Source organism: Dysgonomonas mossii DSM 22836 (genome assembly GCF_000213575.1).
GTDB classification, from domain to species: Bacteria; Bacteroidota; Bacteroidia; order Bacteroidales; family Dysgonomonadaceae; genus Dysgonomonas; species Dysgonomonas mossii.
Genome location: NZ_GL892011.1, coordinates 91,778 through 108,418, shown reverse-complemented (window position 1 = coordinate 108,418; position 16,641 = coordinate 91,778). Strand labels below are relative to the sequence as shown.

The 16,641-nt window shown below is 36.3% G+C and carries 13 protein-coding genes and 1 riboswitch; of the genes, 10 read left to right on the top strand and 3 right to left on the bottom strand.

Annotated elements, in window-relative coordinates; all coding sequences use genetic code 11:
* The first annotated feature begins 53 nt into the window (after positions 1 to 53).
* The 10 genes from HMPREF9456_RS15125 to cbiD all read left to right on the top strand — a co-directional run bounded on the left by HMPREF9456_RS15125 (position 54) and on the right by cbiD (position 12,206).
* On the top strand, positions 54 to 401 hold the full coding sequence (locus tag HMPREF9456_RS15125) for a YciI family protein (RefSeq protein ID WP_006844434.1): 348 nt from the start codon (positions 54 to 56) through the stop codon (positions 399 to 401).
* Positions 402 to 665: 264 nt separating this feature from the next.
* Positions 666 to 1,994, top strand: a complete 1,329-nt coding sequence (gene nhaA, locus HMPREF9456_RS15120; RefSeq protein ID WP_006844433.1) for a Na+/H+ antiporter NhaA — start codon at positions 666 to 668, stop codon at positions 1,992 to 1,994.
* Between the two features lie 142 nt (positions 1,995 to 2,136).
* Entirely contained in the window at positions 2,137 to 4,506 is a 2,370-nt protein-coding gene (locus HMPREF9456_RS15115) for a TonB-dependent receptor (protein WP_006844432.1), read from the top strand.
* Between the two features lie 130 nt (positions 4,507 to 4,636).
* Positions 4,637 to 5,431: an AraC family transcriptional regulator gene (locus HMPREF9456_RS15110; protein ID WP_006844431.1), complete on the top strand. Its 795-nt coding sequence runs from the start codon at positions 4,637 to 4,639 to the stop codon at positions 5,429 to 5,431.
* Between the two features lie 171 nt (positions 5,432 to 5,602).
* Positions 5,603 to 6,007: a RidA family protein gene (locus HMPREF9456_RS15105; RefSeq protein ID WP_006844430.1), complete on the top strand. Its 405-nt coding sequence runs from the start codon at positions 5,603 to 5,605 to the stop codon at positions 6,005 to 6,007.
* 12 nt (positions 6,008 to 6,019) lie between these two features.
* Positions 6,020 to 6,221, top strand: a riboswitch (cobalamin riboswitch).
* Positions 6,222 to 6,504: 283 nt separating this feature from the next.
* Complete coding sequence (locus tag HMPREF9456_RS15100) at positions 6,505 to 7,212, top strand: precorrin-2 C(20)-methyltransferase (RefSeq protein WP_006844429.1); 708 nt, start codon at positions 6,505 to 6,507, stop codon at positions 7,210 to 7,212.
* A gap of 5 nt (positions 7,213 to 7,217) precedes the next feature.
* The gene (locus HMPREF9456_RS15095; protein WP_006844428.1) at positions 7,218 to 8,348 is read left to right on the top strand and encodes an ABC transporter substrate-binding protein; all 1,131 of its coding nucleotides are present in this window, start codon (positions 7,218 to 7,220) and stop codon (positions 8,346 to 8,348) included.
* Positions 8,349 to 9,380 carry an iron ABC transporter permease gene (locus tag HMPREF9456_RS15090; protein WP_006844427.1) on the top strand — a complete coding sequence of 344 codons (1,032 nt, stop codon included), beginning with the start codon at positions 8,349 to 8,351 and terminating at the stop codon, positions 9,378 to 9,380.
* Between the two features lie 4 nt (positions 9,381 to 9,384).
* Entirely contained in the window at positions 9,385 to 10,386 is a 1,002-nt protein-coding gene (locus tag HMPREF9456_RS15085) for an ABC transporter ATP-binding protein (protein WP_006844426.1), read from the top strand.
* Complete coding sequence (gene cbiD / locus HMPREF9456_RS15080; protein ID WP_006844425.1) at positions 10,383 to 12,206, top strand: cobalt-precorrin-5B (C(1))-methyltransferase CbiD; 1,824 nt, start codon at positions 10,383 to 10,385, stop codon at positions 12,204 to 12,206. The genes HMPREF9456_RS15085 and cbiD overlap by 4 nt, the downstream gene beginning before the upstream one ends.
* A 6-nt stretch (positions 12,207 to 12,212) precedes the next feature.
* Here the strand turns inward: cbiD and cobM are convergent, their stop codons facing one another.
* Genes cobM through cobJ form a run of 3 tightly spaced genes read right to left on the bottom strand, consistent with a single transcriptional unit; the run spans position 12,213 to position 16,640 of the window.
* Positions 12,213 to 14,030, bottom strand: coding sequence for a precorrin-4 C(11)-methyltransferase (gene cobM / locus HMPREF9456_RS15075; RefSeq protein WP_006844424.1), 1,818 nt, complete (start codon positions 14,028 to 14,030; stop codon positions 12,213 to 12,215).
* On the bottom strand, positions 14,027 to 15,220 hold the full coding sequence (locus tag HMPREF9456_RS15070) for a bifunctional cobalt-precorrin-7 (C(5))-methyltransferase/cobalt-precorrin-6B (C(15))-methyltransferase (protein WP_006844423.1): 1,194 nt from the start codon (positions 15,218 to 15,220) through the stop codon (positions 14,027 to 14,029). Before HMPREF9456_RS15070 ends, cobM begins: the two co-directional genes overlap by 4 nt.
* A gap of 10 nt (positions 15,221 to 15,230) precedes the next feature.
* Entirely contained in the window at positions 15,231 to 16,640 is a 1,410-nt protein-coding gene (cobJ, locus tag HMPREF9456_RS15065; RefSeq protein ID WP_006844422.1) for a precorrin-3B C(17)-methyltransferase, read from the bottom strand.
* Position 16,641: the final 1 nt, after the last annotated feature.

The window sequence follows — 16,641 nt, the reverse complement described above, 5'->3', positions numbered from 1 at the left end:
TTATTGACATCTTTATATTTGTATTTGTTTTTAATATTAATAAAATGTGTAATATGAAAGATTTTCTATTGATATTCAGATTAAATAAAGATTCGGAGATAAAACCATCTCCCGAACAAGTGAAAGAAAGAATGGAGTGGTTCAGCAATCTAATGAAGCAAAATAAAGTATCTGATAAAGGAAATACCTTATCTCCCACAGGTGTAAAAACAATTCATTCGGATGGAAGTATTGCAAATAGTGCTCATTCAGAAGGTAAAGAGATTGTAACAGGATATGTAGTCATAAATGCAGAAACAATTGAAGAAGCAGTAGAGCTTGCCAAAGCGAATCCTATTTTTAAAATTGGCGGTAGTGTTGAAGTTCGAGAAGTAGCCAAATTCATAAAAGGGAACGATTAATTTATAATTAGATTATACAACTAAAAAAGTCGTGATTTATACTAAAAATCACGACTTTTTGTCTATTAGTTAGTTTTATCGGAAATCATAAATTCATTTACAGAATAAGACGTAAACATTAAACATCTTAAATGTCGATAAATGTTAAAAAATATATGAAGTGGAAAAATATTTTTATTTTTGACTTTTACTTAAGTTTACAACTAAAAATACATTGTCCTTTTATTTTATTGTAGATAAAACATTTTCATAAAAACGATATCGATGACAGAAGAAAAAAGAGAACCCATTGACAAGGTTGTTCAGCCCATTCAAAGGTTTATATTACAAGAAAAGGCGGGAGGGATTATTCTTGGACTAAGTGTTATAATTGCAATGATCCTTGCTAATTCTTCTTGGTCGGAAGATTATTTTCATTTTTTAGAACATAAATTAGGATTTGTATTTAATAGTATTCCTTTTTTTGAATATAGTATCCATCATTGGATCAACGATGGCCTGATGGCGGTATTTTTCTTTGTTGTTGGACTAGAACTTAAACGGGAAATAGTAGGAGGGGAGTTGTCCAATCCTCGTAAGGCTCTTTTACCAATTGGTGCAGCAATAGGAGGAATGCTTGTCCCTGCGCTCATCTATATAAGTCTAAATCCATCCGGAGAAGCCCATCATGGATGGGGTATCCCTATGGCTACCGATATTGCTTTTGCCTTAGGCATTTTGTATCTGTTGGGGAGCAAGATACCTCTCTCTTTGAAAGTCTTTCTTACGGCACTCGCCATTGTTGATGATCTGGGAGCTGTTTTAGTTATTGCATTTTTTTATACCTCCGATATCTCTTTCATAAGCCTTGCTATGGGTTTCGGCTTTGCTTTTATTATGTTTGTTGGCAATAAAATGGGAGTCAGAAGTATTTTGTTTTATGCTATATTCGGAATTCTTGGCGTATGGACATCATTCTTGCTATCTGGTGTTCATGCTACAATAGCTTCTGTTATTGCTGCTTTTATGATTCCTGCCGATGTGAAAATAAGAGAAAATCTATTTGTTGAACGAATAAAGAAATACCTGAATAAATTTAGGGAAGTCGATCCAAAAAGTGAAATTCCGACACTTACTAATGATCAGTTGCATTTACTGGAAGAAATAAAAATAGACACGAATAAAGCAATTCCTCCGTTGCAACGCTTAGAGCACAGAATGCATCCTTTAGTGACTTTCGTTATAATTCCGATATTTGCTTTAGCGAATGCGGGAGTTTCCCTAAACATTGATATAGAGCAGTTATTCAGCACAAATATAGCTTTAGGTGTGGCACTAGGTCTGTTATTAGGAAAAGTGTTGGGAGTTGTAGGTTTTACGCTTTTACTTATTAAATTAAAGGTTGCTCCTTTTCCGGAAGGAATGAATGTGCAGAACCTGTTAGGTATAAGTTTGCTCGCATCTATCGGTTTTACAATGTCGCTATTCATCACATCATTAGCATTCACCGATCCTGAATATATGGTACAAGCAAAAATTGGTATTTTTGCAGCTTCTATTATAGGCGGAGTGTTAGGCTATCTGACATTAAGTCGTTCCGTAAAACAGAAATAGTGTTATCTCCGATTATACTTCTATTTATTTGCAAACAAAATCATGCAATAAAAGATTTCTCTTAGAAGTTTAAATGGTGAACTTATTTCTTTATATAAATGTTGAATTTGTGAGTTTTAATTAATTCGCATATTAAATATTTATGAAAACGATTCTATTTGCATTTATATCACTTTTTAGCATTAGTGTATTCTCCCAGCAGAAGCATTCATTAAAGGGAACAGTCATAGACAAAGGAGACAGAAGCCCTATTCCTTATGCCAGTATAATAGTAAAGGGTACAACTATTGGTACACAAACAGATGAAGACGGGCGTTTTTCTATTCAAAATCTATTACCCGGACCTTATACCCTTCTAGTATCATTTGTTGGGTATAAAGCTGAACAAACCCCAGAATATTTATTGACTGTAAAAGATTTACAAATAATCGTTGAATTAGAAGAAAATAAAAATGAGTTAGCCGATGTTAATGTTTATCCTATGCCTTTCAGGCGTTCTATTGAAAGCCCGGTTGGATTACATGTTATAAGTACACAGGAAATAGAAAAAAGCCCTGGAGCTAACCGCGATATATCCCGCATTGTACAATCTTATCCGGGTGTAGCTTTCTCGCCAGGAGGTTACCGAAACGATTTAATTGTAAGAGGCGGTGGACCTTCCGAAAATAGTTTCTTTCTGGATGGTATAGAAATACCTAACATTAATCATTTTAGTACACAAGGAGCTTCTGGTGGGCCTGTAAGTATCATAAGTGCAGATTTGATCAAGGAAGTAAACTTCTATACAGCAGCTTTTCCTTCGTACAGTAGCGATGCATTAAGCTCTGTCGTAAGCTTCAAATTAGCTGATGGAAATCCGGAAAAGCAATCTTTCAAAGCAACTTTAGGTGCATCGGAAGCGTCTGCAACAGCCAATGGACCTTTGAGTAAAAAGACAACATATACAGTATCCATAAGGCGATCTTATCTGCAACTTCTTTTCGATCTCATAGGGCTCCCTTTCTTGCCGACATACAATGATGCCCTGTTCAAGATAAAAACTCAATTGTCACCCACTAACGAGCTTACATTTATAGGTGTTGGCGCAATAGATGATATGAAGCTAAATAATAAAGCTACTACAGAAGATGCCGAATACATACTCGGCTATTTGCCAACAATAAAGCAGGAAACTTTTACCTTGGGTGCTGTTTATAAACATTACAACAAACGCAATAGACAGACTCTTACTCTCAGCCATAGTTACCTGAATAACCGTAACACGAAATATCAGGACAATTTGAATAACGACCCTGATATGCTAAGGTTAAAATATAAATCGTTGGAACAAGAATCGAAACTTAGATTCGAAAACCTTACGCCGCTTGGTCAATGGAAAATTAATACAGGACTAAATATAGATTACGTGCAATATAGCAATAATAGTTTTCAGGTATTTTTTAATAATGATGAAGAAACGGCTCTCCAATATGATACACAACTAAGCTTTTTCAAATGGGGTCTATTCTCCAATATAGATTATGTTTCAACAAATGAGAGATTCAAATCATCTTTTGGAATAAGGTTAGATGCTGCATCTTATTCACATAATACCAAGCAAATATTCAATCAGATTTCGCCCCGTCTATCTTTATCATATAGGCTTATAGCCAACTTGAATGCCAACGCTAATATCGGACGTTACTTCCAGCTTCCACCTCTTACTGCAATGGGATTGAAAGATAACAATGGTATGTTTGTAAACAAGGGATTGGATTATATGCGTGTTGATCAGGTATCGGCAGGCTTCAATTATCAGTCAATAAAGAATTTCGAAATATCTCTGGAAGGTTTTTATAAATATTACAACAATATGCCATTATCTGTGCAAGACGGTATACCCTTGATGAGTAAGGGTGACGACTACGGAGCTATAGGCAACGAACTACTTGTATCGGATGCAAAAGGTAAAAGCTACGGAGTAGAATTGTTAGCTAGGTGGGTGGTAGCACGTAAAGTAAATGTTTTATCTTCATTTACTTTATTCAAAAGTCAATTTGCAAAAAAAGAAGGCAAGTATCTTCCTTCGGCCTGGGATAATGGATATATATTTAATCTTACAGGAACCTATTATTTTAATTCTAATTGGGGTGTAGGAGCAAAGATAAAGTCGATAGGTGGAGCACCTTTTACTCCTTACGATCAAGACAAATCCTCGCTGGTTTTGGCTTGGAATGCTTCGGGAAAACCTTATCTCGACTATACTCAATACAATACTTTGCGTAACCCTTCATATAGTCAGCTAGACTTGAGAGTAGATAAAACTTTTTATCTGAACAAGTATATGCTTGGCCTTTACCTCGATTTACAGAATGTAACACGCAGTTCATTCAAAAGACAAGATGTTATTGTAAGTACGGGAAATATCATAAATCCGCAAGCACCAATAGAAGAGCAACGTTACGAGATGAAAAACTTGAAACGTTCGAGTGCATCTGTAATCCCTACCATTGGAGTGACATTTGAATTCTAAAAATTAGTAAGATTAATTCATTTTAAAAGATTTATCTTTGTAATATAAAATAGCCTTCACTTAGCATTGATATGTATTGTGCAACATTCTCTCATATTTTAGATTATCTATTTTACATATATAAAGATAAATGTTTTATAAAAAAATTATTCCAATAAAGGCTCTGCAAGATTACATCCAATATTTTTGGATATTGGAGGACTTTACGAATAATTCTAGTGATAGATGTTTTAAGATTATCCCGGATGGATTACCGGCATTAATATTTCAACAAGAACCAAATTTGTTTTTTGATAGTAAGGGACAGGCGTTGCCTCAATTGTATTTATATGGGCAATATTCTAAATATACAGAGCATACAGTTAGTGGATACTTTAGCGTTATTGGCGTATATTTGCAGTCAACGGCTTTAAAAACAATTTTTGGATTAGATGCTTTTGAGTTAAATCATCAAAATATTTCACTTGAAGACATTGTGAGAGATGCTATTCTTGAGCAACTTGTTAACGCAATTTCTTTAGAAGAAAAAATAAGCCTAATTTCTTCTTTCTTTCTTAAGCAAATAGAAAGAGTCAAAAATAATCATAAGAAGTTGGTGCATGCTTCCACATTATTACAAAATGGAAAAGCTCTTAAAGAAGTCCAATTAGAAATGAATTTGTCGGAGCGAACATTAGAAAGAATTATAAAACAGTCTGTTGGATTATCACCAAAGATATTTTCACGGATTATGCGTTTTCAAGAGGGTTTAAATTCTTTGCGTCAAATAAATTTTGAAAACTTTACAGAACTTGCTTATCAATATGATTATTTTGATCAATCGCACTATAACAGGGAATTTAAAGAATTTACAGGAACTAATCCTAGAAACTTCATACTAAATTCAAAAGAGTATTTAGCTAACTTTCCTCAATGGCTTATCTAGAATTTGCTAGCGATGTACTCTTTCTACAATTCTATTTACGAGAACTATTGTATTTCTTTTTCTGAGAGTTGTCGGTTTTATCCAATTTCAAATAATACACTACCTATACTTTTGTATTAAAAGAGAAATACCGCTTTGGTATTTGGATTGTTTATTTAAAGAAAAATTGAAATGAATAGTGATAAAAACAAAAAAATCGTCAGATTAAATCCTGGAAATATTTCAGAGCCTGTTGGAAAATATTCACATGTAACTATAATTCCTAAAAATTCAACTCTATACACTTTCTCCGGACAGATTGGAACTGATAATTATGGAGTTATTCCTGATAGTATGAATGAACAGGTATACAATACATTTAGGAATATTGAACAAATTCTGAAAAGTCAGAATTTAACTTCCGATGATGTTATAAAAGTCAATATCTGGGCTACAGAAGAAATTGATTGGGACTTTTTGGACGCAAGATGGGAAAATCTATTTGGTACAATATACCCATCTATGACTATCGCTTATGTGAAGGCATTAGGTTTACCAGAGCTTAAAATTGAAGTTGAAATTTGGGCTTCAAAATAAAAAAATATTAATACCTTTGCACTCAGATTTCGGTATTGCAATTTCAAAATCGTGAAGTTGTAATAAAAGGGAACCCGGTGTGAATCCGGGGCTGTACCTGCAGCTGTAATTTCTCATAAAATCGGTTGAAAATTCCATGCCACTGTTTCGAAAGAAATGGGAAGGCTTTTAACCGGAGAATAGCCAGAAGACCTGCCAAATCTGTCAAATAAACACCAAGCTTCCAGGGATAGGAGTGGTTGTGCAATACATCTTGTATTCATTGCTATTTTATTAATTTTCAGGAAACTCGTTGTTTTATTTTATTAGTTTTTTACAATGATAAAATAAGATATGAGGCATTACATGTTTTTGAAGGCAGTATTGGTATGCTGCGGAATATACCAACATACAAAATCCGTATCTCTAAACATATTTATTGTAACTACTACAGGTATTCAGTTGCTTACCTTTTGTTGAATTAAGCAGATTGTAACTATAATAATTAAAAAATAAATATGTCTGATTTCGTTACATTTGTATCTCTTGGACCAGGTGATGCAGAACTTATAACACTAAAAGCACTGAAAGCTTTGCAGCAAGCGGACATTATTTTCTGCCCCTCGACTGTTTCACCTGTCGGAAATATGATATCCCGTAGCCGTGATATTCTTTTGGGACTGAATATCGATGATTCCGTTATTTCTCTTTTTGATGTACCGATGAGTAAAGACCGTTCACAGGCTATACTCTGTTATAAGGAGGTTGCTGGACTTATAGAAAAGTATTTTGACAAAAAGTTGAAAATAGTTGTAGTAGCAGAAGGAGATGCCGGATTCTACTCTTCAACTCATTATATATCAGACAATCTTCTATCAAAAAACATTTGTACAAAACGCATTTCCGGCATTCCGGCGTTTATTGCCTGTGCAGCCCTTGCCAATATCCATATAGCTAAACAAGAAGAAGAATTACATATCATTCCCGGGATAATATCATCCGATGATTTAAAGAAAAGAATAGAAACCGGAAACTCTATCGTGATAATGAAGCCTTCTCTATCGGAACAGGCTATAAAGCAGGCTATGTCTTCAATAAAAAAAGTGGAAATACATTATTTTGAGAATGTAGGAATTAAAGAAAAAGAATTCTATACGCAGGATATACATGAAATAATAGATCGTAAATTTCCTTATTTCTCACTATTAATAATTACAAAAGAATAATCTGAATGAAAAAACTACTTTTTATCTTATTTACTCTGGTTATTACATTTTCGGGCTGTAATCAAAATAAGAATGCAAAAACTATCGGAGATCGAAACACTGCAGATTCTATGAATATTAAATATGCCAAAGGCTTCAAAGTGACTAGTTCCGAAAACTATAAATTAGTTGATATAACCGATCCATCCGGGGAGAGCGACATGCATTACAAATATGCTCTGCTAAACAGAGGGGGCAGTAAAGACGGAATACCCGCTGATTATCAGATAATAGAAATACCTATCCGTAGTGTAATTTGCATGACGACACTGCAACTGTCAAATTTTATTAAGCTCAAGGCTTTGGATAAGGTGGTAGGGATCACCAGCACTCGCTTTCTTTTTAATGAACAAATGAATAAGCAACTTAAAGAAGGCAAGACCAGTAAAATTGGTATAGAAGGTGAATTTGACAATGAGGCGATTCTCGCCCTAAATCCCGATATTATACTTGTTTCACCATTCAAAAAAGGGGGATATGATGCGATTCGAAACCTGGATATACCATTAATTAGTTTTTTAGGATATAAAGAAAGTTCTCCTTTAGGACAGGCTGAATGGATTAAGTTTACCGCTATGCTATTAGGAATAGAAGAGCAAGCTAATAAACAATTTGATGATATAGAAAACAAGTATAATAAACTAAAAGCATTATGTACTTCTGTTTCAAAACGTCCTACTGTATTGAGCGGTGAATTACATTCGGGTAACTGGTATGTAGTTGGAGGAAACAGCTATCTGGCACAGCTCTTCAGAGATGCCGGAGCTGATTATTTCATGAAAAATGATAACGAATCCGGAGGTTTTTATGTCGATTTCGAAACTGTCTATTCGCAAGGGGCAAATACTGATTACTGGCGGATGGTGAATAGCCACGATGGAACATTTACTTACGATGCTTTGAAACAAAGTGATGCTCGATATGCAGACTTCAAAGCCTTTAAGGATAAGAAACTTATATATTGCAATCTACGAGAAAAGCCTTTCTATGAGAATACTCCTGTTGAGCCTGAGGTAGTTTTAGCCGACTTGATAAAGATATTTCATCCATCATTGTTGCCGGAACATATTCCTGCTTATTACGAATTACTTAAATAAATGAAACGTCCCCTTACAGTTTTTATACTGATCTTTATTTCCATACTGATTTTCTTTATTCTGAATCTGGTATTGGGCACAATTTCCATACCGGTAGGTTCGGTTTGGAATATTCTATTCGGAATAAAGGAAGAGTCTATAATCTGGGAGAATATTATCTGGAAATCCCGTTTCCCTCAAACCATCACAGCCTTAGTTGCTGGTGCCGGATTATCCATTAGTGGATTACATATGCAGACACTATTTCGCAATCCTTTAGCCGGACCGTCCGAACTAGGGATTAGCTCAGGTGCAAGTTTGGGTGTAGCTTTTATTATCCTGCTTTCAGGGAGTGTTGGAGGAACGGCACTGATCAAGATGGGATTGTTTGGCGAGATAGCAATATCTATCGCCGCTGTGGCAGGTGCTTTGGCTATCATGATTATAATTATAGCTATTTCTCGGTTTGTAAGAGGAAATGTAATCCTCCTTATTATCGGCGTTATGATAGGGTACATTGCAACAGCTATCATTGGAGTTCTGAAATTCTTTAGTAACGATGAAGATGTAAGAGCTTATGTAATCTGGGGATTGGGTAGCTTTTCTAAGGTTTCAGGCAATCAGGTGTATACATTTGTAGGCATCATGATTATATTAATACCTCTTTCATTCCTATTGATAAAAACTCTCAACCTGATGCTTTTAGGTGATGGTTATGCACGGAACCTCGGATTGAATGTAAAACGAGCCCGACTGTATGTTATTGTTTGTTCGTGCATCATTACTGCTATTGTCACAGCATATTGTGGTCCTATCGTTTTCTTGGGACTAGCTGTCCCTCACTTGTGCAGGACTATTTTCGTTTCATCCGACCATCGTATATTGATGCCTGCTGTAACTCTTACTGGTGCTTCTTTGGCTTTGTTTTGTAATTTGGTGGCCCGTATGCCGGGATTCGAAGGCGCATTACCTATTAATTCGGTAACAGCATTGATCGGCGCACCGATTGTGATTTCCGTCTTATTCGGCAAACGTAAAAATGAGGTCGGCTAAAATTATGCATAAGAAAGAAAAGACAATAGAGCTAAAAGAGCTTGCTATAGGTTATTCATCCCAAAAAAATATAAAGATAATAGCCGAACATATCACTTCTGATATATGTAGCGGAGAACTTACCTGCCTGTTGGGTGCAAACGGTATTGGCAAATCTACTTTATTGAGGACGCTAACCGCCTTTCAACCCAAATTGTCGGGTGATATCATTATTCATGGAAAAAAGGTAGAGGAATATTCTGAAAAAGAGCTGGCGACATTAATTGGAGTCGTATTGACTGAGAAGTTCGAAATAAAAAATATGACATCTTATCAACTAATCGGGCTAGGAAGAAGTCCATATACTGGTTTCTGGGGAAAGTTAGCGCAAGAAGATAAGAAAAAGATAGAAGAGGCCATTTCACTCGTAAAAATAGAAAATCTATCTGAGCGAATGGTTGACACACTAAGTGACGGAGAGCGTCAAAAGGTAATGATTGCCAAAGCTCTGGCACAGGAGACTCCTATTATACTTTTGGATGAGCCAACTGCATTTCTCGATTTTCCGAGTAAAGTAGAACTGATGCAATTATTACATCAATTATCTCGCAAAACAAATAAAACAATCTTCTTATCTACTCATGATCTTGATCTGGCTTTGCAAATAGCAGACAAAATATGGCTCATGGATGCTGAACATGGTATTCAGATAGGTACTCCCGAAGACTTATCTTTAGATGGAAATCTAAGTAGCTTTTTTGCTCGAAAAGGCATTGTATTTGACCAATATACAGGTTTGTTTAGAGTAGAGAATGAGTTTAATAAGCAAATAAAGGTTACAGGACACGGACAAATATATGCTATGATCCGTAAAGCTTTTTTACGAAATGGGATTTTAGCTTCACGCGATATTGAGTCTGACCTCTCTGTCGAAATTAAGGAGAACCATATTCTCTTGTACAAGCCGGATCAATCGCCTATGACTATTACAAGTATAGAAGAACTCTTAAACCATATTCTGATATGATACTTATATTTGGAGGAACGACAGAAGGCCGTAAAGTTGTTGCCGTTTGTGAAAGTGCAGCCAAGCTTTTCTATTATTCAACTAAAACCAAATCACAGAAAATAGAAACAGCACATGGTAGCCATATTACTGGAGGTCTAGATGAAAAAGATATAATCGATTTTTGCAAAGAGAAAGCTATAAAGCTAATTATAGATGCAGCGCATCCTTTTGCAGAAGTATTGCATCAGAATATAGCAGAAGCTTCTCGTGAATTGAATATCCCGGTTGTCAGATATGAACGCAGCTATCCCAAACATGAAAAAGATTTGCTTTGGTTTGGGGCTTATAATGAAGCTATTGAGCACCTAGAAAAAAATAATATAGATAATTTGCTTGCCCTAACCGGAGTAAATACTGTTGCTAAACTAAAACCCTACTGGCAGAAGCATAATTGCTGGTTCAGAATATTAGATAGAGACGAATCACGCTCTATTATCCAGAAAGAGAATTTTCCAATTGAACAGGTTTTATATTATCAACAAGGTGGAGATGAAACCTTACTCTTTGAGAAGTTCAAGCCTCAGGCAATCATAACAAAAGAGAGTGGGAAATCCGGTGGCTTCAAAGAGAAGGTTCTCGCAGCCAGGAAACTGAATATTCCCGTTCTTGTCGTGAAACGTCCAGTTCTTTCTCCTGATTTTATTTCTGTCTATGGTGAGAATGGATTAAGAAAGCAGATAGAAAAACTTCTGCCTGAATTCTTTGATCTTAAAACCGGATACACTACCGGCACGTGTGCTACGGCTGCAACTAAAGCTGCTTTAACTGCATTATTAACCAAGGAAAATCAAACAAAAATCAGCATAACTCTTCCAAATGGAGAATGGATAAAACTTTCCATTCATTCGACTATATTAGAAGATAGTCTTGCGAGTTGCTCTGTGATAAAGGATGCAGGAGACGATCCGGATGTTACTAACGGACACGAGATAGTATCTACTGTACAATTAACCCAAGAACATAAAGGAGTTCGTTTTCTGCAAGGAAAAGGAATTGGAGTAGTTACCTTACCCGGTTTAGGTCTTGAGATAGGAGGCCCTGCTATCAATAAAACTCCTCGAATGATGATGAAACGAGAACTTTTCAAAGTGATGCGCCATTATCAGGATAAATTGTCGGAACAGGGGTTAAAGACAGGAATAGACGTTACTATATCTGTACCGAAAGGTGAAGAAATTGCATTAAGAACATTTAATCCGAAGCTTGGAATAACAGGAGGTATATCCATTATCGGAACATCGGGCATTGTAAAACCTTTCTCTTCGGAAGCCTTTATAGCCTCTATCCGTCGCGAAATGCAAGTCGCTAAAGCATTAGGATGTAAAAATGTGGTTGTGAATTCAGGTGCTAAAAGCGAACGATTTGTAAAACAACAATATCCCAATTTGCCACCACAAGCATTTATTCATTATGGTAACTTTATAGGAGAAACTATTATTGCTGCTTCAGAATTAGGTTTTGAGCGTCTTACAATGGGTATAATGATAGGTAAAGCTGTTAAATTAGCTGAAGGTTCATTAGATACCCATAGTAAAAAAGTAGTTATGAATAAGGAGTTTATTTCGGCTTTAGCAAAGGAAGCCGGTTGTTCAGAAACAACAATGGCCGCTATACAACAAATAACTATGGCTCGGCAGTTATGGGATGTTATTCCGAAAACAGAAGCTACATTCTTTTCGTTGATAGTAAGAAAGTGCCATCAAGTATGTATTCCTTTATTTCCCAATGGCACACTAGATATCTTATTAATTGATGAGTTTGGTAATATCAAGCAATGAGCTTTACTAAGACCGAAACAAGTGCTTAAACTGATGTGAATAAAGCTTAGACAATCCCTGACGATTTCCGATAGCTTCTCCTACAACTATCATTGTTGTCAAGGTTAGTTTATTTTCTTTGACAATTTTAGCTAAGTATTTTAGTTCTCCGCGATATATCTTTTCATCTTTCCAAGTCAGCTTATAACAAGCCGCAACAGGGGTTTCTGGTGGATAATGTTCCATAAGTTCCTGCTGAACCTGATCTACGACTGACGCACTCAAGAAAATACACATTGTACTTTGTGAACGTGCCAGCAAATGTAACTTTTCTTTTTCCGGCATAGGTGTTCGTCCTTCTCCTCTTGTCAGAATGATTGTCTGTACTTTTTCCGGGATAGTAAATTGTGATTCTAAAGCAGCGGCAGCAGCCAGAAAAGATGAGATACCTGGTGTAATATGGTAGGACATGTTATACTTGTCGAAGAATGCCATTTGCTCTTGAATAGCACCATAGATACATGGATCTCCGGTATGTAAACGAACAACCAGTTTACCTTTATCATAGAATTCTTTCATTATCTCAAACTGTTCTTCTAAATCCATAGAAGCAGAACTACGCACTGTCGCTCCCTGTTTAGCACAAAAAGTCAGTTCTACAGGTACAAGGCTTCCAGCATATAGAATAAGATCGGCTGCTTCTAAGAAATGACGCCCTTTTACTGAAATTAAATCAGGGTCACCCGGACCTGCTCCAACAATCTCAATATGTCCCTGACGAATTACCTTTCTGTCTATTGCTATGGCAAATGTAAAATCATTCCCGTCGCTCAGTTTTCCCTTTTGTTTTTCGAGTATAAGAAAGCCTCCGCCTGCGCTTTTTATAGCCGAAGATTCAGCTACACCTGCCACAGTAGTTACTTCTTCAACCTTTTCGGATGGATTGGCAACTTCAATATCTTTCAGTTCATTCGCTGTGTAAATATTTACAGGAATACTCATAAAATGAGATTGAAGTACTTTTAGCAAAGGTTCGTCTTTCTTTATATCTATCGATGAAACATCTTTAATAGAAGCTATAGCCATATTATTGTTATTTAAGGCTTCTGTTATATATTCGCTGATACCATCAGGCTTACACTCCTTGCGACAACCAACACCCAGGTGTAAAACCTTCGGATGATAATAAATTGTCTGAATATCTGTTAGTGGATAGCGATAAGGCGTAACGGCAATCAGGAGCTTATATTCTGACAGATTAATATCCTTATAGCTATAATATACCTTTACATGTTCAGGGATTGTACGTTCGAGATATTGAGTTCCTTCATCATTTATATCGAGTAGGAGAGCTGTCGTTTTTTTATTGACAAACGTAGTTAACGGCTCATTGAAATTAGCGGTATTTGATGTAGTTGTCCATCCATATTTTTCGCCAAGGATATCTAATGCCCATAAATTAGTATTATCGCTCTGAGTAGTAAGAATAGCCTCAGCTCCTAATATATGAGCAATACGTTGAGTCAAGTTATTTGCTCCTCCCACATGGCCGGAAAGAACAGAGATAACATATTTCCCGGTACTATCTATATTTACAATGGCAGGGTCGGTATGCTTATCTTTTATATATGGAGCAATACTTCGCACACAGATACCCATTGCTCCGATAAAAATAATTGATTTTACTTCATCTAAAATATCACTTATACAACTATTTATAGATGATATCTGAATTGTTCCTTCAATGTCGGCTTTGGTGAATATTACAGTTTTGTCTAGTTCGTTCTGAATAGTTCTAGCTATTTGCAAACTACTTTCTGATGTTAATATTATAGCATTCTTCATTCTGATATTTTTTTAGCTTTCATTACTTCTATCGTATTAAAATCGTCAACTTTGATAGCAATACATTGTTCCAATTGCAGATTATTCTTTTCGATAGCTTGAAGAAACATCTCTTTACTATCTACCGATACAGAGTTGAAAACAATAACTCCTTCGGGGTTGATAACAGTGGATATCTTTCTCATTATTTCATTCATCTTGCCTCCATGCCCTCCTATAAATACCGCATCGGGTGTTGGCAGAGCAGTAATATCCATATCGGTAAAATCTCCTATAAAGGAATGAATACCTGGGATTCCGAACTTACTAGAGTTCCTTTCTATCAACTCTTTGCCTTCCTCCCTCTTCTCAAAAGCCAATACTTTAAGGTGTGGAAACTGCATCTTTGCCTCGATAGAGACAGAACCTGTACAAAATCCGATATCCCACAAAACTGTTTTATCTCTCAACTCCAACAAACTAAGAGACAACAAACGTATAGGCATTTTGGTTATCATTTTTGCTCGTCCATTCAAAAGATGAAAATCATTTTCGGGAATACCCAAAGGGCGGTATCGGCTGATTGTCCTTTTTAGAATAAGATTGTTCGGAAAAGAAAATTTCTTATCTACAACATCTTTTAGTTCCCATGTTGTGACTTTCTCTTTTTCTTTATTTCCCAACAATTCCCCAATACTAACCTTGTAGTTGTCATAACCATAGTCAAGCATTCGTTGAATAATCGCAGATGGTGTATGTTCTTTATTGTCTGTCAGTACGCCTATCTTATCGTATCCTAGAATTAAGGCTTCATCGAGTTTATCCCATGCTCGGCCTGTAAGTGAGACAATATGCATATCCTGATAAGGTATCAGTAAGCGGTGTGCCAATAATTGTAAAGAATTGAAAAATGGATAAAGAACAATTTCTGCATCCGCCATTTCTCGTTGAATTGTATTTGCAAAACCAAAAAACAGCGGGTCACCTGAAGCAAAAACTACAATTTCTTTATATTTACTATATTGTTCAAAAACAGCAGATAAAGGTATTGTTATATTTATCCAAGATGAGCTTTCCGGCAAAAGAGGCTTAACAATCTCATAATGTCTTGCCCCTCCTGAAAAAACAGAATGGTTATTAATAATGTCCAGTATTTCGGGGTTGAAATATTGGCTTTGATTATCATCTATACCTATTACATAAAATTTCATAACGATCACTTTATACGTCTCTTCCCGGTTTTAATTGTTCCGCATCATTAAAGGTAAGAATGGCGTTTACTAATGTTGCAGCCAGATTACTTCCTCCTTTACGCCCTTCAATTATTAGCTTGGGCACATCGGTAAAAGGCTTGACCATATGCTTTGATTCACATACATTTACGAAGCCAACGGGCGCTGCTATTATTCCCGCAGGTTTTGCCTTATCTTTTCGTGTTAGTTCGCATAGTTCCATCAACGCAGTTGGTGCATTTCCAAATACAAAGAGAGCATTGGGATATTCTTCCACAGCCAAACGAATACCTGCTTGTGTACGAGTTATACCTTTCAGCTTAGCCAATTCAGCCACTCGTTCGTCATGCAGATAACATTTTACATCTATACTCAATCGCTCCAAAGCCCCCTTGCGAATACCCGAAGCAACCATCGTAACATCTGTAATAATAGTTCTTACGTTACCATTTGCAAATTCATAATGAAGCTTTTCAACCGCTCTTTCATCCGTATATAGGATATTTTCCATATCGAAATCGGCTGTCGTATGAATAGCATGAAGTAAAGCCCATTTCTTATCCAATAATATATTCTTGTTCTTCAATTCGCCTTCGATAGTACGGAAACTGCGTATCATAATATCCTGTCCGATGCCTATATCTTCGTTCTTTTCTTCTCTGTAATATCCACGAGGTGTCACGATATGATTTTCACCGAAGATATAAGACTGAGAATTACCTATAATAACAATAGTAAACATATCTATTTCTTCGGGATAAAACTCACCCAAAGTTGTCACATTAATCTGCTGTTCGTTACGTCCGGCCTGACGGATATAGCCGATAGGTGTTTCGGGTGAACGCTCCTCTCTGAACAATTCTATCAGGCGGTGTATCTGCCAGTAGCGTCCATTACTCTTAGGGTTATAAATTGCTGTAACAAAGTCAGCAGAAGCTGCGGCTATAATTCTTTTTTCTATCCTAGCCCAGGGTGTCATTAGATCGGATAGTGAAATGATGCAGAAGTCATGTCCTATTGGAGCTCCTAATAAAGCAGCGGCTTTTTGGAAAGCACTAATACCCGGCAATACTTCAATCTCAATCGGGCTTTGTTTCTCCTTCTTCATCTCATAAACAAGCGGAGCCATTCCGTAAATGCCTGCATCTCCCGAACTGATTACACAGACCGTTTTGCCTTGTTCTGCATATCGGAAAGCTTCTTTAGCCCGTTCCTTTTCTTTCTTCATACCTGTATCGATACAGAGGCTGTCGGGCTTAATAATATCTTCTATAAACTGAAAATAGTATTTATAACCTACAATCACATCCGATATACGAATGGCATCGAATACAGCCGGGGTTATATCTTCCTTCGCCCCCGGGCCTATCCCTGCAACTATTATTTTTCCTGTCGACATA